General features: G+C 51.1%; 18 protein-coding genes and 4 pseudogenes. 15 read left to right on the top strand and 7 right to left on the bottom strand.

Translation table 11 applies throughout. The features are described 5' to 3' along the window. The first annotated feature begins 1 nt into the window (after position 1). Genes FN037_RS07600 through patD form a run of 3 tightly spaced genes read left to right on the top strand, consistent with a single transcriptional unit; the run spans position 2 to position 3,178 of the window. Positions 2 to 931, top strand: a complete 930-nt coding sequence (locus FN037_RS07600) for an ABC transporter permease (RefSeq protein WP_142501912.1) — start codon at positions 2 to 4, stop codon at positions 929 to 931. Continuing rightward, positions 921 to 1,727 carry an ABC transporter permease gene (locus tag FN037_RS07605; protein WP_142501913.1) on the top strand — a complete coding sequence of 269 codons (807 nt, stop codon included), beginning with the start codon at positions 921 to 923 and terminating at the stop codon, positions 1,725 to 1,727. The genes FN037_RS07600 and FN037_RS07605 overlap by 11 nt, the downstream gene beginning before the upstream one ends. 23 nt (positions 1,728 to 1,750) lie before the next feature. Then, complete coding sequence (gene patD, locus FN037_RS07610) at positions 1,751 to 3,178, top strand: aminobutyraldehyde dehydrogenase (RefSeq protein WP_142501914.1); 1,428 nt, start codon at positions 1,751 to 1,753, stop codon at positions 3,176 to 3,178. A gap of 274 nt (positions 3,179 to 3,452) precedes the next feature. On the opposite strand, the gene FN037_RS07615 is transcribed toward patD, so the two are convergent. Further along, the gene (locus tag FN037_RS07615) at positions 3,453 to 3,575 is read right to left on the bottom strand and encodes a small membrane protein (RefSeq protein WP_138362234.1); all 123 of its coding nucleotides are present in this window, start codon (positions 3,573 to 3,575) and stop codon (positions 3,453 to 3,455) included. A gap of 268 nt (positions 3,576 to 3,843) precedes the next feature. On the opposite strand from FN037_RS07615, the gene FN037_RS07620 reads away from it, so the two are divergent. The 3 genes from FN037_RS07620 (at position 3,844) to FN037_RS07630 (ending at position 4,854) form a co-directional block, all read left to right on the top strand. Beyond that, positions 3,844 to 4,077, top strand: a complete 234-nt coding sequence (locus FN037_RS07620; protein ID WP_138362235.1) for a hypothetical protein — start codon at positions 3,844 to 3,846, stop codon at positions 4,075 to 4,077. A gap of 16 nt (positions 4,078 to 4,093) precedes the next feature. Next, entirely contained in the window at positions 4,094 to 4,372 is a 279-nt protein-coding gene (locus FN037_RS24550; protein ID WP_138362236.1) for a hypothetical protein, read from the top strand. Positions 4,373 to 4,680: 308 nt separating this feature from the next. Next, a complete protein-coding gene (locus tag FN037_RS07630) occupies positions 4,681 to 4,854 on the top strand; it encodes a GhoT/OrtT family toxin (protein ID WP_142501915.1) in 174 nt (57 codons plus the stop codon). A 218-nt stretch (positions 4,855 to 5,072) separates the two neighbouring features. Here the strand turns inward: FN037_RS07630 and FN037_RS07635 are convergent, their stop codons facing one another. After that, positions 5,073 to 6,506 (bottom strand): aldehyde dehydrogenase, encoded by a 1,434-nt coding sequence (locus FN037_RS07635; RefSeq protein ID WP_142501916.1) that lies wholly within the window; start codon positions 6,504 to 6,506, stop codon positions 5,073 to 5,075. A gap of 270 nt (positions 6,507 to 6,776) precedes the next feature. Between FN037_RS07635 and FN037_RS07640 the strand changes: the two genes are divergently transcribed. Together FN037_RS07640 and FN037_RS07645 are read left to right on the top strand one after the other, a co-directional pair. Continuing rightward, positions 6,777 to 8,375 (top strand): ABC transporter substrate-binding protein, encoded by a 1,599-nt coding sequence (locus FN037_RS07640; RefSeq protein WP_138362239.1) that lies wholly within the window; start codon positions 6,777 to 6,779, stop codon positions 8,373 to 8,375. 17 nt (positions 8,376 to 8,392) lie between these two features. Beyond that, positions 8,393 to 8,626 carry a DUF2526 family protein gene (locus FN037_RS07645; protein ID WP_142501917.1) on the top strand — a complete coding sequence of 78 codons (234 nt, stop codon included), beginning with the start codon at positions 8,393 to 8,395 and terminating at the stop codon, positions 8,624 to 8,626. 55 nt (positions 8,627 to 8,681) lie between these two features. On the opposite strand, the gene FN037_RS07650 is transcribed toward FN037_RS07645, so the two are convergent. Both FN037_RS07650 and FN037_RS07655 read right to left on the bottom strand, forming a co-directional pair. Then, positions 8,682 to 9,131 (bottom strand): DMT family transporter, encoded by a 450-nt coding sequence (locus FN037_RS07650; RefSeq protein WP_142501918.1) that lies wholly within the window; start codon positions 9,129 to 9,131, stop codon positions 8,682 to 8,684. Then, the gene (locus FN037_RS07655) at positions 9,128 to 9,646 is read right to left on the bottom strand and encodes a GNAT family N-acetyltransferase (protein WP_142501919.1); all 519 of its coding nucleotides are present in this window, start codon (positions 9,644 to 9,646) and stop codon (positions 9,128 to 9,130) included. Before FN037_RS07655 ends, FN037_RS07650 begins: the two co-directional genes overlap by 4 nt. Positions 9,647 to 9,815: 169 nt before the next feature. Here FN037_RS07655 and FN037_RS07660 point away from each other — a divergent pair, with 169 nt between their 5' ends. Both FN037_RS07660 and FN037_RS07665 read left to right on the top strand, forming a co-directional pair. After that, positions 9,816 to 10,391 (top strand): helix-turn-helix domain-containing protein, encoded by a 576-nt coding sequence (locus tag FN037_RS07660; protein WP_142501920.1) that lies wholly within the window; start codon positions 9,816 to 9,818, stop codon positions 10,389 to 10,391. A 65-nt stretch (positions 10,392 to 10,456) separates the two neighbouring features. Further along, positions 10,457 to 11,494, top strand: a complete 1,038-nt coding sequence (locus FN037_RS07665) for an NADP-dependent oxidoreductase (protein ID WP_138362244.1) — start codon at positions 10,457 to 10,459, stop codon at positions 11,492 to 11,494. Between the two features lie 58 nt (positions 11,495 to 11,552). Here the strand turns inward: FN037_RS07665 and rihA are convergent. Continuing rightward, positions 11,553 to 11,681: pseudogene (rihA, locus tag FN037_RS07670) on the bottom strand (pyrimidine-specific ribonucleoside hydrolase RihA); the annotation flags it as partial. Between the two features lies 1 nt (position 11,682). Here rihA and FN037_RS07675 point away from each other — a divergent pair. After that, positions 11,683 to 12,521, top strand: a pseudogene (locus FN037_RS07675) (Tn3 family transposase); the annotation flags it as partial. A 6-nt stretch (positions 12,522 to 12,527) separates the two neighbouring features. On the opposite strand, the pseudogene FN037_RS07680 reads toward FN037_RS07675, so the two are convergent. Continuing rightward, positions 12,528 to 13,346: pseudogene (locus FN037_RS07680) on the bottom strand (IS630 family transposase); the annotation flags it as partial. A gap of 323 nt (positions 13,347 to 13,669) precedes the next feature. On the opposite strand from FN037_RS07680, the gene FN037_RS07685 reads away from it, so the two are divergent. The 4 genes from FN037_RS07685 to FN037_RS07705 all read left to right on the top strand — a co-directional run bounded on the left by FN037_RS07685 (position 13,670) and on the right by FN037_RS07705 (position 18,513). Next, positions 13,670 to 14,188 carry a hypothetical protein gene (locus FN037_RS07685; protein ID WP_260607822.1) on the top strand — a complete coding sequence of 173 codons (519 nt, stop codon included), beginning with the start codon at positions 13,670 to 13,672 and terminating at the stop codon, positions 14,186 to 14,188. A gap of 577 nt (positions 14,189 to 14,765) precedes the next feature. After that, on the top strand, positions 14,766 to 15,071 hold the full coding sequence (locus FN037_RS24560; protein ID WP_260607866.1) for a CPBP family intramembrane glutamic endopeptidase: 306 nt from the start codon (positions 14,766 to 14,768) through the stop codon (positions 15,069 to 15,071). Positions 15,072 to 15,073: 2 nt separating this feature from the next. Then, positions 15,074 to 16,327, top strand: a complete 1,254-nt coding sequence (locus tag FN037_RS07700; protein ID WP_138362247.1) for an HlyD family secretion protein — start codon at positions 15,074 to 15,076, stop codon at positions 16,325 to 16,327. Next, positions 16,327 to 18,513 carry a peptidase domain-containing ABC transporter gene (locus FN037_RS07705; protein ID WP_138362248.1) on the top strand — a complete coding sequence of 729 codons (2,187 nt, stop codon included), beginning with the start codon at positions 16,327 to 16,329 and terminating at the stop codon, positions 18,511 to 18,513. The genes FN037_RS07700 and FN037_RS07705 overlap by 1 nt, the downstream gene beginning before the upstream one ends. Here FN037_RS07705 and FN037_RS07710 read toward each other — a convergent pair. Beyond that, positions 18,488 to 18,586: pseudogene (locus tag FN037_RS07710) on the bottom strand (IS1 family transposase); the annotation flags it as partial. The gene FN037_RS07705 and the pseudogene FN037_RS07710 sit on opposite strands and share 26 nt — an antisense overlap. Positions 18,587 to 18,596: the final 10 nt, after the last annotated feature.

The following is an 18,596-nucleotide window of genomic DNA, read 5'->3' on the forward strand; positions in this document are numbered from 1 at the left end:
GATGACCCTGGCTATTCCGTCGACTTCCGGTGGACGTCTGTCCGGATTCTTCTGGCGCAGGCCTTCGCTGGCATTGTTTTTACTGCTGTTGGGGCCGCTAATGTGGTTTGGCATTGTCTATCTGGGCTCGCTCCTGACCCTTTTATGGCAAAGCTTTTACACCTTCGATGATTTTACCATGTCGGTCACCAGCGAACTGACGCTGGCCAATCTGTGGGCGTTATTTAGCCCGGCAAATTACGATATTATTGTGCGCACGCTGGTGATGGCGCTTGCCGTCACTCTCGCCAGCGCCATTCTGGCGTTGCCGATGGCCTGGTATATGGCGCGTTACACCCGCGGCAAAATGAAGGCGTTTTTTTATATCGCGGTGATGCTGCCGATGTGGGCGAGCTATATCGTTAAAGCCTATGCCTGGACATTGTTGCTGGCGAAAGATGGCGTGACGCAGTGGTTTTTGCGGCATCTCGGGCTGGAAAGCGTGCTGAGCATGGTGCTGACTATTCCGGCGGTGGGGGGCAGTACGCTGTCGACTTCCGGGTTGGGACGTTTTCTGGTGTTTGTCTATATCTGGCTGCCGTTTATGATCCTGCCGGTTCAGGCGGCGCTGGAACGATTGCCGCCATCGTTGCTCCAGGCCTCCGCCGATCTTGGCGCATATCCTCGCCAGACCTTCCGCTACGTGGTGCTGCCTCTGGCGATTCCCGGCATTGCCGCCGGGTCGATTTTTACCTTCTCCCTGACGCTGGGCGACTTTATCGTCCCGCAACTGGTGGGGCCGCCGGGTTTTTTCATTGGCAATATGGTTTATTCCCAGCAGGGGGCCATCGGCAATATGCCGATGGCGGCAGCGTTTACCCTGGTGCCCATTGTCCTGATTGCTCTCTATCTGGTGTTGGTGAAACGTCTGGGGGCATTCGATGCACTCTGAACGCGCACCGCTGTTACTCAAAGCCGCAACCTGGGGGGGCGTACTGTTTCTGCATTTCCCGCTGCTGATTATCGCGCTCTATGCGTTTAATACCGAAGATGCTGCTTTCAGCTTCCCACCCCAGGGCCTGACTTTGCGTTGGTTTCATGAAGCGGCGGGGCGCAGCGATATCATTGAATCTGTGACGTTGTCACTAAAAGTGGCCACGCTATCGACAGCCATTGCGCTGATACTTGGCACGCTGGCTGCAAGTGCTCTGTGGCGCAGCCGTTTTTTTGGCAAAAACGCCGTGTCGCTGCTGCTGCTGTTGCCGATTGCGTTGCCGGGCATTATTACCGGCCTCGCGCTGCTGACGGCTTTTAAGGCAGTGAATCTGGAGCCTGGGCTGCTGACCATCGTTGTGGGTCATGCGACGTTTTGCGTGGTGGTGGTGTTTAACAATGTTATTGCCCGCTTTCGCCGGACGTCGTGGAGCCTGGTGGAAGCATCAATGGATTTAGGTGCAACGGCCTGGCAAACCTTCCGTTACGTGGTGCTCCCCAATTTAGGGTCGGCGTTGCTGGCGGGGGGAATGCTGGCGTTTGCCTTGTCGTTCGATGAAATTATCGTGACCACATTTACCGCTGGCCATGAACGTACGCTGCCGCTCTGGCTGCTTAACCAACTGGGGCGTCCGCGGGATGTGCCAGTCACCAACGTGGTCGCGTTGCTGGTGATGGTGGTGACGATGATACCAATTTTGGGGGCCTGGTGGCTCACCCGTGACGGCGACACCAGCGCTGAAAACGGAAAATAATATACCGATACAGGATGCATGCTATGCAAAATAACCTTTTGATTAACGGTAAGTTAGTGGCTGGAGAAGGCGAGAAGGTGCCGGTATTTAATCCTGCCACCGGTGAGGAGATTTTGTCGATCGCGGAAGCCAGTGCGGCACAGGTCGATGCGGCGGTTGAGGCCGCCGATCGGGCGTTTGCCAGCTGGAGCCAGACTACGCCGAAAACCCGCGCGGAGTGCCTGCTTAAGCTGGCGGAGGCGATTACCGAAAATGCGCAGGCGTTGGCCGAGCTGGAGTCCCTCAACTGCGGTAAACCGCTGCACTGTGTGGTCAATGATGAACTACCGGCGATAGCCGATGTGTTCCGTTTTTTTGCCGGGGCAGCACGCTGTCTGCCCGGTATGGCCGCAGGCGAGTATCTCGAAGGACATACATCCATGATCCGCCGTGACCCGGTTGGCGTTGTTGCCTCTATTGCGCCGTGGAACTATCCGCTGATGATGGCGGCCTGGAAGCTGGCCCCCGCACTGGCGGCGGGTAACTGTGTGGTGATCAAACCTTCAGAAATTACGCCATTAACCGCGCTGAAACTGGCTGAACTGGCAAAAGATATTTTTCCCGCTGGGGTGCTGAACGTGCTGTCTGGCCGAGGGGCCAGCGTGGGTGATCCCCTGACCGCACACGCAAAAGTCAGAATGGTGTCATTGACCGGTTCGATTGCCACCGGGGCGCATATTATCAGCCATACGGCGTCGTCGATTAAACGTACCCATATGGAACTGGGCGGCAAAGCACCGGTGATTGTCTTTGACGATGCGGATATTGACGCAGTGGTTGAGGGTGTAAGAACCTTTGGTTTTTATAACGCCGGTCAGGATTGTACCGCCGCGTGCCGTATTTATGCCCAGGCCGGTATTTATCAACAGCTGGTGGAGAAACTCGGCGCAGCGGTCGCCAGTCTGAAAATGGGGTCACCGGACGATGAAACGACGGAACTGGGGCCGCTCAGTTCCCTTGCGCATCTGGAGAGAGTCAGTGCCGCTGTGGATGCCGCTCGCGCGTTGCCGCATATACAGGTCGTTACTGGGGGAAGCAAAGCGCCAGGAGAAGGTTACTACTATCAGCCCACGCTGCTGGCGGGGGCAAGACAGGAGGACGCCATCGTACAGCGTGAGGTATTTGGCCCGGTAGTCAGCGTTACTTCATTTGCCGATGAAGAGCAGGTGCTCGACTGGGCTAATGATTCACAGTATGGCCTGGCATCGTCGGTATGGACCAGGGATGTTGGCCGGGCGCATCGCCTGAGCGCGCGTTTACAGTATGGCTGCACCTGGGTGAATACGCATTTTATGCTGGTCAGTGAAATGCCGCATGGCGGACAAAAAAGCTCCGGCTACGGCAAGGATATGTCGATGTACGGTCTGGAAGACTACACCACCATCAGGCATGTGATGATCAAGCACGGGTAGGATAATCAGGGGTATCGCCTGTTTCATGAGGACGCTGGGCCGCGTCATTACATGACGCGGTATAATGCGAAAGTCAAAGGCTGTGTTCAGGTGAAAGTCTGACTGCCTTTCAGGTATTCTTCAGTGAAACAGTGAGTCTGGTCCTCAACAGCGATGTCGTTCACAGGATGGCGAAGTCAGGGTACAGGAGGTTGAGACAAAAAAAGATGGCGGAATACCTGCAATTAATCGTTATGCAGCAACGGATTTATTATTGATTAAAATGATTATCAGGCTAATGTTTTGTTTTTTTCCTCGGCAAACTTGTTTGTCGGCGATCGCGAAGATAAGAAATAAGATTATAAATCGCAGTCACCAGTAAAATTAACGCCACAATAAGCACGGCGATTTCGGTCATGTACCACCTCAAAATCAAATGAGCAAAAAATGATCTTTGTATAATTTTCGCTTATGAATTTATAATTTTGTGCAAAATATTGCAAATGATATTTTTTATCATTTAAACCTGTATTCGTTATACGCAGACAGAGTAATTTAATTATAATTAATTGATATTTATCGTTTTTTATGGTGGTTGTGCGTTTTCCCGCATACGGCTATCGCCCGGTCCCTGCCAAAAATGGTGATCGTGATATCGCCATGGGAACGCAAATGTATAAAATTTAATGAATATTGCGGATGGTTCGCTTATTTTCAACTTATCATTCGCAATAAAAGTAACCTTCTTTATTCAGCGGCAGCTATCGATAGTGGAAATAAACCATAATGATAATGCTGTTATTATCCGTCGGCGCCAGCCCTATTCAGTGCATGGCCTAACAGAGGTATTGGTGCAGCTACGCTGGGCCTACCGTGCGCTGAATCAGCCAGATGATAATTTAACGGGGCGGGGCGTTTGACTTCCTGTCGCGGCTCATGCGAACATTCGGCGCAATATGTGACTTGGTCGTTGATATTATTTTGAATAAAATAGCGTGTATTCTTTTTGTCGCTTGTGCCACCGCGATTGTCTACGGAAATTTTCCAGCCAGGCGAATCATTGGATGTGAAAAGCAGGGTGTTACGGAATCTATCTGTGTTGCAGCGGAGTGGGATAGTGAGAAGGTCGATCTGTTACCGGCCTGGGATCCTGAAAACCTGAAGATGCTGGCCATACAAAAGAACGAGTCCGCTGCCGGTCCTTTCAAATCATAACATGCAGCTTTTGATGGCTATTTTTTTGAGAGCGCATATACGAAATTAAAACTAACAATATCCGGCTGATAAGCACATGCGTTGCGCCAGCATACTCAGAATGATTTTTTGCTAAAGACGTTCGCAACATCATCCATATAAATATTCCTCGACAGGTATAATACCCGCTCACAGATTACACTGGCGGATAAAACCGCTTTTAGCGTGAAACCTGCCACCCGCTTTATCACGTGGCAGGCTCTGACCTATTCCGGGATGTGAAAGGGTATTGCGCAGCACGCTATGACTTGTCAGGGAAGGAAGAAAAAATGACTTTATACCAGAAAATGCTAATTTTTTATGCTGTTATGGGGTGTATTTGCGCCATAATCAGCTGGCTTTTAACTAAGGATAAACTCTGGGTTCGCCTGCTGGCGGCGTTGCTGATCGGCGCGACCTGGCCGTTTAGCTTTCCGATGGCGCTGCTGATCTCATTGTTCTGATGGAGACCGGCAGTTAATCTCAGGATAGTCGGGTAAAAAAGAGTCATGTTTAACGGCAGTTATTCGACGAAGGCTTTCTTTTCGCTTTCTTTATCCAGGGGAACGGTCACGGGCCACCGTGCATCCGTTCCCCCGACGCGCCTTCTGCAGAACGTCAACTTACCGATAGCGTTTTTAATCTCCTGTAAGAATTTAATTACCGCTGGCGTCCAGGAAACCTAAAACGGCAGTTCACGCGGGCGAGTTTGCAGCGTGATCCAACGTAACTCAGTAAATTCCGCAATTCCTGCGCGTCCGCCAAAGCGGCCATAGCCCGAGGCTTTACAGCCGCCGAACGGCATTTGTGCCTCATCATGCACGGTGGGGCCATTAATATGACAAATGCCGGTTTGCAGATTTTGCGCCAGATTCCAGGCCCGGGCGCTGTCTGCGCTGTAGATCGCTGACGAGAGGCCATATTCACTGTCGTTGGCGACGGCCAGTGCTTCCGATTCATTTTGTACGCGAATAATGGATTTCACGGGGCCAAACGACTCTTCACGCCAGATGCGCATTTCCCGGGTTACGCCATCCAGCAACGTGGCGGGCATCTGCGTCGAACTGGCCGTGCCCCCGGCTAACAGGCGTGCCCCTTTCGCCAGCGCATCTTCGATCAATGCGTTGCAGTGAGCCACGGTTTTCATATCAACGACCGGACCGAGAAGGCTGGCGGGCAGGGCGGCAGCCCGGTGGGCAAGCAGGGCTACAAACTCTTCTGCGACGGCCTCATCAACGATGATCCGTTCTGTCGACATACAAATTTGCCCGGCATTGGCGAATGCACCAAAAATTGCGCCTGCCGCAGCCTGTTCGAGGTCGGCGTCATCCAGTACCAGCAGCGGCGCTTTGCCACCCAGTTCGAGCACTGCGGGCTTCAGGTGTTCGCCACAGGTGCGGGCGATTATCCTGCCCACCGCAGTGGAACCGGTAAAAGTGACACGGCGCACGGCAGGATGGGCGATCAATGATGCCACCAGGTCTGGCGCGTCGTCGGGGGTGCAGGTCAGATAGTTGACCACGCCGCCGGGAAAACCCGCGGCCGCAAGGGCATCAATAATCAGCCCCTGGGTCGCAGGAGACAACTCTGCGCCTTTAAGAATAACCGCATTGCCGCAGGCCAGCGGTGTGGCAATGGCACGCGTCGCGAGGATCAACGGGGCATTCCAGGGCGCGATGCTGAGCACTACACCCGCCCCCTGACGGATGCCCATCGCCAGGTTGCCCGGCACATTTGAAGGGATGACCTGGCCCTCAATCTGGGTCGTCAGCGCGGCGGCTTCGCGCAGAATATCAGCCGACAGATGAACATTAAAGGCGGCCCAGTGTGCCGTTGCCCCGGTTTCCGCCGCCATGGCGGCAATAAAACGCGCCTCGCGTAACAGGATTTGCTCTGCGGCCTCCAGCAGAAGGCGGCGACGTTCAGCCGGCAGTGTGTCGCGCCATCGCAAAAATGCGCCGTCAGCGGTATCAGCGCAGCGACGGGCATCCTCCAGGCCAGCGGCGCTGGCAATAGAGGCAATCTCTGCCGTTAATGGGTTGTGACGGGTAAAGGTGGCGTGAGTGTCGGCATCGTGCCACTGGCCGTTGGTGTACAGATTGCAGGTTATTGTCATTGTTAGCCTCTCCTGAGGTGGCGATTTTGCCGAGTGTAGCGGGTTGCTACGCGGCATAGTGCTAACGGGGCGGTTATCGCCCCCTTTTTTAATAACCTTCTGCAAACATCACATTTATTAGTGAAGCAAAGGTAAAAAAACAGACGGATGTTGAATTAATCGGCAACCTGGCAGTTTTTAGCATAACCTGATACCGATTGATTATTTGCCGGTTGAATTCACTTGTGCTGTGATTAGAGCACTTATAATAAATTGATAAGGCTTATAACCATGTCTACAAGGAAAACCGTTCTTGCGCTGGCGTTGAGCGCACTATTGCCAACGGCCAGCGTGCTGGCGGCGGGGAATGACACGTTGGTCTATTGCTCCGAAGCGTCGCCGGAATCTTTTAACCCACAAATTGCCAGCTCAGGGCCTTCTTTTGTCGCCAGTTCACAGGTGCTGTATAACCGCCTGATTAACTTCGACCCGGTAAAGAATACGCCAATACCTTCGCTGGCAACCGCATGGACCGTCTCTCCGGACGGCAAAACCTGGACTTTCACTTTGCGTAAGGGCGTGAAATTCAACAGTAATAAATATTTTAAGCCGACCCGTGATTTCAACGCCGATGATGTCCTGTTCTCAGTTCTGCGCCAGAAAGATGATAAACACCCGTACCACAATGTTTCGCAAGGGCATTATGAGTATTTCCACGATGTCGGCCTGGATAAGCTGATTAAAGAGGTCAAAAAGATCGATGATTACCACGTGCAGTTTGTCCTCAACGAGCCGAACGCGGCCTTTCTTGCCGACTGGGGGATGGATTTTGCCTCGATCCTTTCTGCCGAATATGCCGATGCGATGCTGAAAAAAGGCACGCCGGAATATGTTGATACCTGGCCTGTCGGCACAGGCCCTTACGCGCTGCAGCAATATAAAGCGGATTCACTGATTCGTTATATCGCCAACCCGCACTACTGGGAAGGCCCCGTCCCGACCAAACATCTGATTTTCTCGATCACACCAAACGTCGAGACGCGTCTGGCGAAGCTGCAAACCAACGAATGCCAGATTATTCCGGCACCGTCGCCGGTACAGTTCCCGCTAATTAAAGGCAATAAAGACCTGGCGCTCCATTCGGTGGAAGCGCTGAACGTTGGCTATCTGGCGTTTAACACCGAGAAAAAACCGTTTGATAATGTGCTGGTACGTCAGGCGCTTAACTACGCCACTGACAAACAGGCGATCGTAAAAGCGGTCTTTCTGGATTCCGGCAGGGTAGCGAAATCGCCGATCCCGGCCAATATGCTCGGTTATAAGCAGGATCTGCCGGATTACAGCTATGATCCGCAAAAAGCGAAAGCGCTGCTTAAGCAGGCCGGGCTGCAAAACGGCGCTGAAGTGACCCTGTGGTCCATGCCGGTGCAGCGCCCGTATAACCCAAATTCGCGGCGTATCGCGGAGATGATCCAGAGCGACTGGAGCAAGGTAGGGGTTAAAGCTAAAATCGTCACTTATGAATGGGGTGAATACCTTGCGGGGATGCGTAAAGGTGAGCACGACAGCGCGCTGTTTGGCTGGATGTCCGATAATGGCGATCCGGATAATTTCGCCGGTACGCTGTTAAGTTGCGACAATATTAAGACCGGCTCTAACGTCGCCCGCTGGTGCGATAAGTCATATGATGCGCTGGTGAAAAAGGCTATCCTGGTCAGTGACCCGCAGGAACGCGCCAGACTATATGGTCAGGCGCAGGACATTTTTTACCAGCAGGCCCCCTGGATCACGCTGGCAACTGGTAAAACCTTCTACGCCACGCGCAGTAACGTCAGTGGCTATAGCGTGAGCCTGATGGGCAGCGATTTTTCCAAAGTAAAACTTAATTAAGCTGCAAGGAGATATGCATGTCGCATCTGGATGAGGTCATCGCCCGCGTGGATGCCGCAATTGCGGAAGGCGTCATTAGCCATATGAATGAACTGCTGATTGCCCTGAGCGATGACGCCGGGCTGGGACGTGAAGAGCGGTATAGCCAACAGCAGCGTTTACGTACGGCTATTGCTCAACATGGGCGCCAACAGCAAGAGGCGCAGGACGCGCGCCGGGAGCACCTGACCCGAGGCGGCGAGATTCACTAAATACGCCTCATTGCCTGTTTTAATCGCGAGATGATTACAGGCGTAAATTCCGCCGCTAAAACTGGCGTCTGGCCACCAGCCAGGCGCCAGCCACCAGCATCACCGCGCCACAGAGCGGGCCGATGAGCGCGCGAATTGGGACGTTGTGCGCACGAAGCAGATCAATCACCAACCCGCCGACCAACTGGCTGGCAATCAACAGCGCAATCGTCGTCGCCGCCCCGACGTGCTGGTAGCCGCTGATGCTGGCAAAGACAAAGAACGATCCCAGCAGGCCAGGAATGAGCGTCCACCACTTTACGCTGTACGCCAGTTCCTGAAACCCGGCAACGCCATGACGTAGCGCCAGTATCGTTACGAATATCACAATTCCCACCAGCGAGTTGAGCAGCATCGCAATCAAAATCGTGGAAGCGGACTGGGTGATTCGCACCATCAGCGTATTCTGCAAGACCAGCCCGACGCCAGCGGCAATCAGGCAGGCCAGGGTCAGCGACTGATTCATGCGCTGCCGTCCGGATCGCGGCGATCGTCGAGCTGGAGTTGCATAAAGGTCAGATCCAGCCAGCGACCAAATTTTGTGCCTACCTGCGGCATTTGTCCGGTCGTGATAAAGCCGAGGGCCTTATGCAGATGCAAAGAAGCCTGATTCTGCGCTTCAATGCCCGCGACCATCACGTGTTTGTTCTGGCGCCTCGCTTCGCTAATTAAGGCAACCAGCAGACTGCGGCCTACGCCTTTTCCCTGGTGTTCCGGATGAACATAAACAGAGTGTTCAACGGTATGACGAAACCCGTCAAAGGCACGCCACTCCCCAAACGAGGCATATCCGGTAATAATGCCGTTTTGTTCGCTGACCAGTACCGGATAACCGGCTAGTTGTCGGGCCTCAAACCAGGCGATACGGTTATCGGTATCCACGGTTTTATCATTCCAGATAGCGGCGGTATGCATCACCGCATGGTTGTAGATTTCAGCGATTGCCGCGCAATCATCTCTGCTGGCATGGCGAATGGTCATGGCGAACCTCAATGGTTGTACACTATAGTAGTACGATATTATTACAATAATGGAATTAACGTTGTCATCCGTTTCGGCCATTTTATTTGATAATGTTCAGGAATAAGGGCTGAGATGCCTGTCGCTATCGGCTTGTTGCCGATAATTTCATACACTATATTGTCACAATATGACTATCTTAGAAGATAACCTTAACCAGCGCATCAGCGCACGAATCCGAATCGAGCGGGAGTCCCGGGGCTGGTCGCTGAGCGAGCTGGCGGAGCGAGCGGGGGCTTCGCGGGCGATGATCCACAAGATCGAACGCGGCGAAAGCAGCCCCACTGCGTCGATGCTTGGGCGACTTTCCGGCGCTTTCGGCATGAGCATGTCGACGCTAATTGCCAGGGCAGAGATGCCTGAAGGCAAACTCCTGCGTTTTGCTAACCAACCAGTGTGGCACGATCCCCAGAGCCACTATCTGCGCCGTCACGTTTCGCCGCGCAGCGATTTGCCGATTGATCTGGTGCAGGTGGCGCTACCGCCCGGCAGCGATATTCCGATGCCCGCGGCCTCTTATGCGCAGGCCCGGCAGCTAATCTGGTTACAGCAGGGTGAACTGGTCTTTATCGAAGGCAACCCCCGCCACGAGATGCTGGCGGGAGATTGTCTGGAGTTGGGCCCGCCTGCTGATTGTCGCTTTATTAATGAATCCACGCAGCCCTGCACCTACCTGGTGGTTCGCCTGAACCAATCTGCCTCATAATGTCAATGCGCTATGCCCGAAAAGAGGCTAGCCTCAGTACAGGCATGTCAAAAAAGGAGTTTGTTATGGCTTTCAATCCACAACGCCATCGCCGCTGGCTGCTGGCCTCTCGTCCGCATGGCGAACCAACCAGAGACAACTTCCATCTGGAAGAGGGAGACGTCGCTTCTCCGGGGCCCGGACAACTGCTGCTGCGTAGCGTGTTTTTATCATTAGACCCCTATATGCGTGGCCGAATGAGCGACGCGCCGTCCTACTCGCCGCCGGTGGCGATTGGCGAGGTGATGGTGGGCGGCACCGTGAGTCGCGTGGTGGAATCAAATCACGCTGATTTTCACCCCGGTGACTGGGTTCTGGCCTATAGCGGCTGGCAGGATTATCAACTCTCCGATGGCAGCGGGCTGGTGAAGTTAGGCAAGAACCCTGAACATCCTTCCTGGGCGCTGGGTATTCTTGGAATGCCTGGTTTTACCGCTTATATGGGATTGCTGGATATTGGTCAGCCGAAGGCGGGCGAAACGCTGGTGGTCGCAGCCGCCACCGGCCCGGTTGGCGCCACCGTCGGGCAGATCGCGAAGCTGAAAGGTTGCCGCACAGTGGGAATTGCCGGTGGAAGTGAGAAGTGTCGCTATGCAGTAGAAACCCTTGGTTTTGACGTATGTATCGACCATCGTGCGCCTGATTTTGCGGTTAAATTGCTCGAAGCCTGCCCGCAGGGGATCGATATTTATTATGAAAACGTCGGCGGTAAAGTGTTCGACGAAGTGCTACCGCTGTTAAATACCTCGGCCCGGGTACCGGTGTGTGGTCTGATCAGCGGCTACAATGCCACCGCGCTGCCCGATGGGCCGGATCGTCTGCCGTTGCTGATGGCGACGATCCTGAAAAAACGCATTCGTATGCAAGGGTTTATTATTGGCCAGGACTACGGCCACCGCATTCAGGAATTCCAGCAGGAAATGGGGCGCTGGGTGCAGGAAGGGAAAATCAAATACCGCGAGCAGGTGGTCGAAGGGCTTGAGAACGCGCCGCAAACCCTGATTGGTCTGCTGAGAGGCGAGAATTTCGGTAAGGTGGTGATCCGCGTTTCTCCTGATGATTAACGCATTTCCCGGCGGCGCAGGCCGCCGGTGCGCCGGATAATCGCGAAATAACAACAGATTATGCATAAAACTTCAGCCGTTCGGCCAGCAGGTCAACAAACGCCTGGCGGTCAACATTCAGCATTACTTTGGTCTTCGGCTTCCTGCCGGTCAGGTTATAAAAATCGACTACCGTCATTCCCTGCGTGTCAGCCGCCCTCGCAGAGCTGGTAAACGCACAAGGGAAAAGACCACTGGCGGCATTCTGGGGAGACGGGACAACGTCATCATCAGATGGACAGAATTTCAGAACAGGCAGCTCAGGCCGCTACGGAGGGCAGGTTAACCCGAAATATGGGCAGGAGCCCGGACGACAGTTTTATACCCATATATCGGATCAATACAGCCCGTTTTACACCTGTATAATCAGTCGAGTCAGGGATTCAACCCATGTGCTGATGGCTTGCTGTACCGCGAAAGTGACCTGGAAATCAGGGAGCATTACACCGATACCGCGGGTTTCACCGATCATGTCTTTGCCCTGATGCATCTGCAGGGGTTTGCGTTCTGTCCGCGAATCAGGGATCTCCACGACAAGAAGCTGTTTATCAAAGGGAAAGCGGGCCAGTACCCGGCGCTTCAGTCACTTATATCAACGACCAGCCTGAATCTGAAAGAGATCGAAATTCACTGGCGTGAAGTGCTGCGTCTGGCGACCTTGATAAAGCAGGGAACCGTGACAGCATCTCTGATGCTGAAAAAGCTAGCCAGCTACCCCAAGCAAAACGGACTTGCCAAAGTACTGAGAGAAATTGGCCGCATTGAGCGAACGCTGTTTATGCTCGACTGGTTCCGCGATCCTGCACTGCGTCGGCGGGTACAGGCGGGGCTGAATAAAGGTGAGGCACGTAACGCACTGGCGCGGGCGGTATTTATGCACCGCCTGGGAGAAATCAGGGACAGGAAGCCGGAAAATCAGAGCTATCGCGCCAGTGGTCTGACGCTTCTGACGGCTGCGATCTCGCTGTGGAATACTGTGTATACCCAATAAACTTCAAGACGCGGGTTTGAGTACCTGAAAGTGATCGTTAATTCTGGACGTCAGAGAACCCGCTATTCCCGGTAGCGTATGATCGAAAAATTCAGATATTGTATCCCTGAACTCCCTGCTACTACCGAAGTAGCGATTATTCCGGGCATGTTCGTTCATTAATTTCCACATTCGTTCTATCGGATTCAGGTCTGGACTGTACGGCGGGAGATAGTGGAGTTTTATATTTACCACTTCCGCCCAGTCTTTCACTAAAAGTGAACGGTGATAACCCGCACCATCCAGAATAACATGAACTTTCTGGTGATAATCCGGATAAATTTTACGTATCTCATTGAAAAAACGAGATACGTTGTATTCATTAATCGTTTTATATTCGCAGATTATCGGGTGTCCCGGAGCCTTCAGATTCAGCGCCCCCATAATATTCAGCCGTGTACGACTGCCTGTTGTTTTTACCGCTTTTCTCTGGCCTTTGCGTATCCAGCCATAACTGATTTTAGTGGCCTGAGTCGGATGGACTGCATCAATAAAAAGAACCGGTTCATCACCCGCGGTGGCTTTGAGTTCTTCATAATATTCAATGAATTGCTTTTGTTTCTCTTCACTGAATTTATGCGGGACGCCTGACGGTTTTTTGTAAGTAAAGCCGTTACGATGCAGCCACTTGTTCATTCCCGGAACGCTGAAAACGATATTCCATGTCCGGGCAACAAACTCGATAACTTCATGGGTATGGTGAAACAGATTATCGGTCAACTGGCTGATTAAAAAGCTCGTTTGCTCGGCATTAAGTTTACTGTCTGAACCGCCATTTTCGGGTTATAATTTTCGATATCCAAACTGACCCCTCTATGCGCCTTTGGCGCATTCCTGGAATGCCTGCGCGCTGCTCGGCATTCTTAGGGGTTTGACGCTCAATGGAACGATTTCACACGTTAAACCTATTTAATCCGATAAATCAAAACATTGTGGACAGTGAAAAATGCGCCTAAAACGGTGTCTTTTTAATCGGTAAATGGCACTTAACGGACACCGCTGTCCATTAATCGATTTTTCAGACGACTTTTCTCGCCTAGCGTGAGTTTTATTTCCGTTGAGCGTCAGATCCCTGACTCTGCTGCGACACCCACTGTTCGGTGGCTTTGAAGCCACAAACGCTACAGACTTTTGACTTGCAGCTCTACCAAAAAACGGAATCGAATGTAATTTACAATTTCTTACATAAATTCACTTTATGCATACATTTTGGTTGTGTGATATTAAAAGAACACTTTATATTAAGGTTTTTTATGACAAATATCAGAGAGTTGAGTTTTGATGAAATAGCCATAGTCAGTGGTGGTGAAGGGCATGGATCGGAAGTTAATCGTGACAAGCGGGACGCAAGAAATGCTCGCAATTCTCTTATTCAGGCTCGTCCATACAACGGACCCACTTATATTTACAGTGATCCGAGTACAGTCAAATGCGCTGATGCTGTCTTTGGTGGGATGATCGGAGGCGCAATTAAAGGTGGTGTTGTTGGAATGGCCAGGGGAACTATTGGTGGAGCCATTACCGGTCAGTGTCTTTCCGGCGGGGGAAATGGTAACGGAAACGGAAGTAAAGCTGGTTCCAGTAATTGCTCAGGAAGTAACGTCGGTGGTACCTGTAGTCGATAAGTAAGTATCAATGGAGGATACTATGGTGGTTTTTAAAATATTGTCTTTTATATTAAGTTTATTACTGGGTTTTGCGCTGTTAAGTGGTTCCTCCATAATCAACCTATCCTGGTTTTCATTTCCTGAGAGCTTTTCAAAAATAGTAATTACATTGATCACCTTATTTTCCACCGCTAGATTTACAGATATAGTTTTAGCGAAAATGAGGAAAATCATAAAGTGATGCCTGGTAATGAATGATCGTATGAGCCAATTTATATATAGCAAACACAATACTATTATTTTTTTTATAGTAGTTGCTATATCTACGATTGTGACGCTATCGCCAGCCGTGACGCTACATTATGTTGAACTGGATACTGCTTTTTACATTGTGTTTGTTACAGAAATTTTGATTTCAACTTTTGTTTATTTGTTTTATCTAAGAAAACTTTTTGAATCCAGTATAGAAATACAGGCGAGCTTAGTTTCAGTTAAATACTCAGTCGCTTCGCTTCTTATAATCATTGTTATACAGTTTGCTGTTTACTGCTATAGAGACTATTTGTATAATTACGAACCGACGCAGATAAACTGGATGACATTTTTAGTAATGACACTGGTAGTACCTTACTATGAAGAAATTGTGTACAGAGGTTGTGCTTTCGGGGTTATATGTTCAATCTACAGAAAGAATCTGTTCATTCCTTGTGTGGTAACGTCTGTGTTTTTTTGTCTAATGCATGGGCAGTATTATAACTTATTAGATCAGATGATCCTTTTTATTATATCGATGCTATTATTTTTAGTTAGAATAAAAAGTAGATCACTTTTTTATCCTATGCTTGTACACTCAGGCATGAACTTATTTGTTATTTTGTTAAACATTCAAAATATATTATAATTATGAGTATATTCAGGGAGGAAGCATTAAAGCATCACAGTGATGCCGAATACGGAAAGATTATCTTACCTGTATCATTTGGAATGTCTGTGTGCGCCATTGCTACGATATTTCTGGCTCTGGGCGCTGCATTATTTATTTGGTATGGAAGTTATACCCGCAAGGCTCATCTTACCGGTATCGTTATGCCTTCATCAGGACTGGTGAAAATAACACCGAAATACGCCGGATATGTCACCCGACAGACTGTTTCAGAAGGCCATCATGTCGTCGCTGGTGAACCCGTTTACCATGTCAGCGGCGAACATTATAACGGACAGGGCACAGGTATGCTGGCTGCCATGAGTATGTCCCTGAGAACTCAGTATACTATGCTGACTTCTCAGCAGGCTCTGGAATTGCATGACAACAGTCAACAGCAGCAAGCCATGCATCAGCGAATAGCGTCCCTGAAACAACAGGTTAAAAGTGCAGAGCAGCGTCTGGCGCTTGCCGGGCACCAGGCTGTGCTGGCTGTGTCCATTATGGGGCGTTATAAAAAACTTTCTGGTACACATTACGTATCAGATATCGAATATCAGCAGAAGCAAATTGAAGTTTCTGCGGCACAGCAAAACATTGAGGATCAGCGCCAGGGGCTTCTGCAACTACGTACTGCAATGGCGGCTGCTGAAGATGACCTTAACCATCTTATCGTTCAGGGAGAAAGCCGTAAGGCTGAGATAGACAGGCAGTTACAGGGGATCAGGCAACAGCAGGACGAAGTGGCCGGACAGGAGAACTTTACGTTGACGGCACCGGTATCCGGTACCGTTGCGGCGGTGCTGGTCAGGCAGGGACAATCCGTCAGAGCGTCGGAGCCAGTGATGACAGTAGTGCCGGATGACGCCAGCCTGCAGATAGAGCTCTATGCCACCAGTCAGAATGCAGGGTTCATCCAGCCGGGGCAGCGTGTAGCACTTCGGTTCGCCGCCTTCCCTTATCAAAAGTTTGGCGTTCAGTACGGGACTATCCGTGAGATAAGCCGTACAACGTTGACTCCTTCAGATTTACTCTCTGTATCCCCCGTAACCTGGAAAGAGAACGAAGGGCACTATCGCGTCATCGTCGAACCTGAGAATACCTTTATTCTGGCTTATGGAAAAAAAGAACCCCTGCGCCCCGGCATGGCCCTTGAGGGTGATGTCAGTCTGGATACCCGCCATTTGTGGGAGTGGCTGACAGAACCGCTCTGGAGTCTGAAAGGAAAACTGTAATGAATACACTTAAATGGGCAGCGAGAAAACAGCTTCCCCTCATCCGTCAGACAGAATCAGCGGAATGTGGTCTGGCATGTCTGGCAATGGTGGCCAGCTGGCATGGTCTGCAGACGGATCTACCCACACTCCGTGAACGTTTCAGTATTAGCACTCAGGGAATGACCCTGCAAAGACTGATTGAGTGTGCGGCCGGTATCCGGTTGTCTTCCCGCGCCGTAAGGCTGGAGCCGGAGGACCTGAAGTCCCTTTCTCTCCCCTGTATTCTCCACTGGAACATGAACCATTTCGTTGTGCTCTATAAAGTTCGTGGGAGCAGGCTGGTCATTCATGATCCGGACAAGGGAAAGGTAGCTCTATTTCTACAGGATGCAGGAAAACATTTCACCGGCGTCGCGCTGGAACTGACACCAGCCAGCGATTTTACCGCACGTGATGAAAGAAAAAAAATCCATTTGCGCCAACTGTCAGGTAAGACTTCGGGCCTGTTGCCATCAATGGTACGAATTATCGTTTTTGCTCTGGCGCTGGAAATCCTGGCACTCGCAAGTCCGCTTCTCAACCAGTTAGTAATTGACGAAGTACTGGTGGCTGCCGACAGGAGTCTGTTGACCGTCATTATTATTGCGTTGCTACTGCTGTCTCTGACACAGATGCTTCTCTCACTGGCACTTCAGTGGGCCAGTATTACCCTGTCCGTCAATTTCAACATGCAGTGGACAGCCCGGGTTTTCCATCATCTGGTGCGTCTTCCACTCGCCTGGTTTGATGCGCGCAGTAAGGGGAGTATCAATGCCCGTTTTGATGCAGTGAACACCATCCAGCAGGCGCTGACCACGCAGGTACTGGAAGGTATTTTGGATGTATTGCTCGTGATAACTGCGCTCTGCATGATGCTGCTATACAGTCCGGAAATGACGTTGATAGCCGCACTGGCCGCGATTCTCTACGGTTTGCTGAGAGCTCTATGGTATCCGTCCCTTCGACAGTCAGCAGAAGATGCCTGGGACGCAGGAGCCAGGGAGTCCGGGTATTTTCTTGAAACCCTCAATGGTATTCTGAGCCTGAGAATTAATGGTGTGACAGCGCATCGTGAGGCCGCCTGGCTGAATCTTAACGTCGTTCGCAGAAATACACAGCTGCGGCAGAGCCGTCTGCTGATGTGGTATGACATTGCGCATACCCTGACCGGTAGCATAGTATCGGCGGTAATTTTATGGAAAGGTGCCGGGGAAGTATTGAATGGTACGTTTACTGTCGGCATGTTGGTTGCTTATTTGTCCTATCAGATGCGTTTTTCATCCAGTATCAGCAGCCTGACCGATAAGTTTTTTTCCTGGCGGATGCTTGATGTCTACAACGAACGCCTAGCTGATATTGTGCTGACTCCGACAGAAGACCATCAGCGACAACCACCTCAGGAAGACAATTATACTTCTGTCTTCCCGTCCCCATTACGGGGATATGTGACAGATGATGCCCACCCCCCTTTATCCCTTGATCACATTACCTTCAGTCACAAGGGCGGGAATAAACCGTTACTCCGTGGGGTGTCGCTAACACTCCATCCAGGTGAAGTGGTCGCCATTACCGGTAAATCAGGATGCGGAAAATCGACGCTGGTGAAACTTATTCTTGGAATTCATGTCCCTGATGAAGGAACGGTCAGAACATTTGGCATACCGCAAACAAACCCCGATTATTTTCAGGTACGCCAGCGGATTGGTACCGTACTGCAGGATGATCACCTTTTCAGGGGATCTATTGCAGATAACATCATTTTCTTCAGTGAAGACCGCAATCAGGAAAGAATGGTCCATTGTGCCCGTCTGGCGCTCATTGACATCGACATCATGGCAATGCCGATGGGATATCAGACATTAATCGGTGAAACCGGTGGTGGGCTTTCCGGAGGGCAAAAGCAACGTATTTTGCTGGCAAGAGCGTTGTACAAAAAACCGGGTTTTTTGTTACTAGATGAAGCAACCAGCCACCTTGATGTTGAGAGTGAAATCCAGATAAGCCAGACGCTGCGCGAACTGGAACTACCTGTCCTACTGATTGCCCATCGTCCCGGAACCATTGCCTCTGCAGACAGGGTTCTGTCTCTGGCTGACGGATATTTTACTGAATTGAAACATCAGCGGGTAATGCCTCCAATTAGTAGAACATGTATTTCTCAATGAAGGAACCGATGAGTTTTTCATGCAGTTCAACAGAATGTGAGAAACAGATAGTCCGGCGAGCCAGACGCTTGATTGATAGGATT

Source organism: Klebsiella sp. 2680 (genome assembly GCF_900198535.1).
In the GTDB taxonomy this organism is placed as follows: Bacteria; Pseudomonadota; Gammaproteobacteria; order Enterobacterales; family Enterobacteriaceae; genus Klebsiella; species Klebsiella indica.

Coding starts and splice junctions, on each gene's coding strand:
- FN037_RS07600 (WP_142501912.1), top strand. CDS start 2: ATGACCCTGGCTATTCCGTCGACTTCCGGTGGACGTCTGTCCGGATTC.
- FN037_RS07605 (WP_142501913.1), top strand. CDS start 921: ATGCACTCTGAACGCGCACCGCTGTTACTCAAAGCCGCAACCTGGGGG.
- patD (WP_142501914.1), top strand. CDS start 1,751: ATGCAAAATAACCTTTTGATTAACGGTAAGTTAGTGGCTGGAGAAGGC.
- FN037_RS07615 (WP_138362234.1), bottom strand. CDS start 3,575: ATGACCGAAATCGCCGTGCTTATTGTGGCGTTAATTTTACTGGTGACT.
- FN037_RS07620 (WP_138362235.1), top strand. CDS start 3,844: ATGAATATTGCGGATGGTTCGCTTATTTTCAACTTATCATTCGCAATA.
- FN037_RS24550 (WP_138362236.1), top strand. CDS start 4,094: ATGCGAACATTCGGCGCAATATGTGACTTGGTCGTTGATATTATTTTG.
- FN037_RS07630 (WP_142501915.1), top strand. CDS start 4,681: ATGACTTTATACCAGAAAATGCTAATTTTTTATGCTGTTATGGGGTGT.
- FN037_RS07635 (WP_142501916.1), bottom strand. CDS start 6,506: ATGACAATAACCTGCAATCTGTACACCAACGGCCAGTGGCACGATGCC.
- FN037_RS07640 (WP_138362239.1), top strand. CDS start 6,777: ATGTCTACAAGGAAAACCGTTCTTGCGCTGGCGTTGAGCGCACTATTG.
- FN037_RS07645 (WP_142501917.1), top strand. CDS start 8,393: ATGTCGCATCTGGATGAGGTCATCGCCCGCGTGGATGCCGCAATTGCG.
- FN037_RS07650 (WP_142501918.1), bottom strand. CDS start 9,131: ATGAATCAGTCGCTGACCCTGGCCTGCCTGATTGCCGCTGGCGTCGGG.
- FN037_RS07655 (WP_142501919.1), bottom strand. CDS start 9,646: ATGACCATTCGCCATGCCAGCAGAGATGATTGCGCGGCAATCGCTGAA.
- FN037_RS07660 (WP_142501920.1), top strand. CDS start 9,816: ATGACTATCTTAGAAGATAACCTTAACCAGCGCATCAGCGCACGAATC.
- FN037_RS07665 (WP_138362244.1), top strand. CDS start 10,457: ATGGCTTTCAATCCACAACGCCATCGCCGCTGGCTGCTGGCCTCTCGT.
- FN037_RS24560 (WP_260607866.1), top strand. CDS start 14,766: ATGACATTTTTAGTAATGACACTGGTAGTACCTTACTATGAAGAAATT.
- FN037_RS07700 (WP_138362247.1), top strand. CDS start 15,074: ATGAGTATATTCAGGGAGGAAGCATTAAAGCATCACAGTGATGCCGAA.
- FN037_RS07705 (WP_138362248.1), top strand. CDS start 16,327: ATGAATACACTTAAATGGGCAGCGAGAAAACAGCTTCCCCTCATCCGT.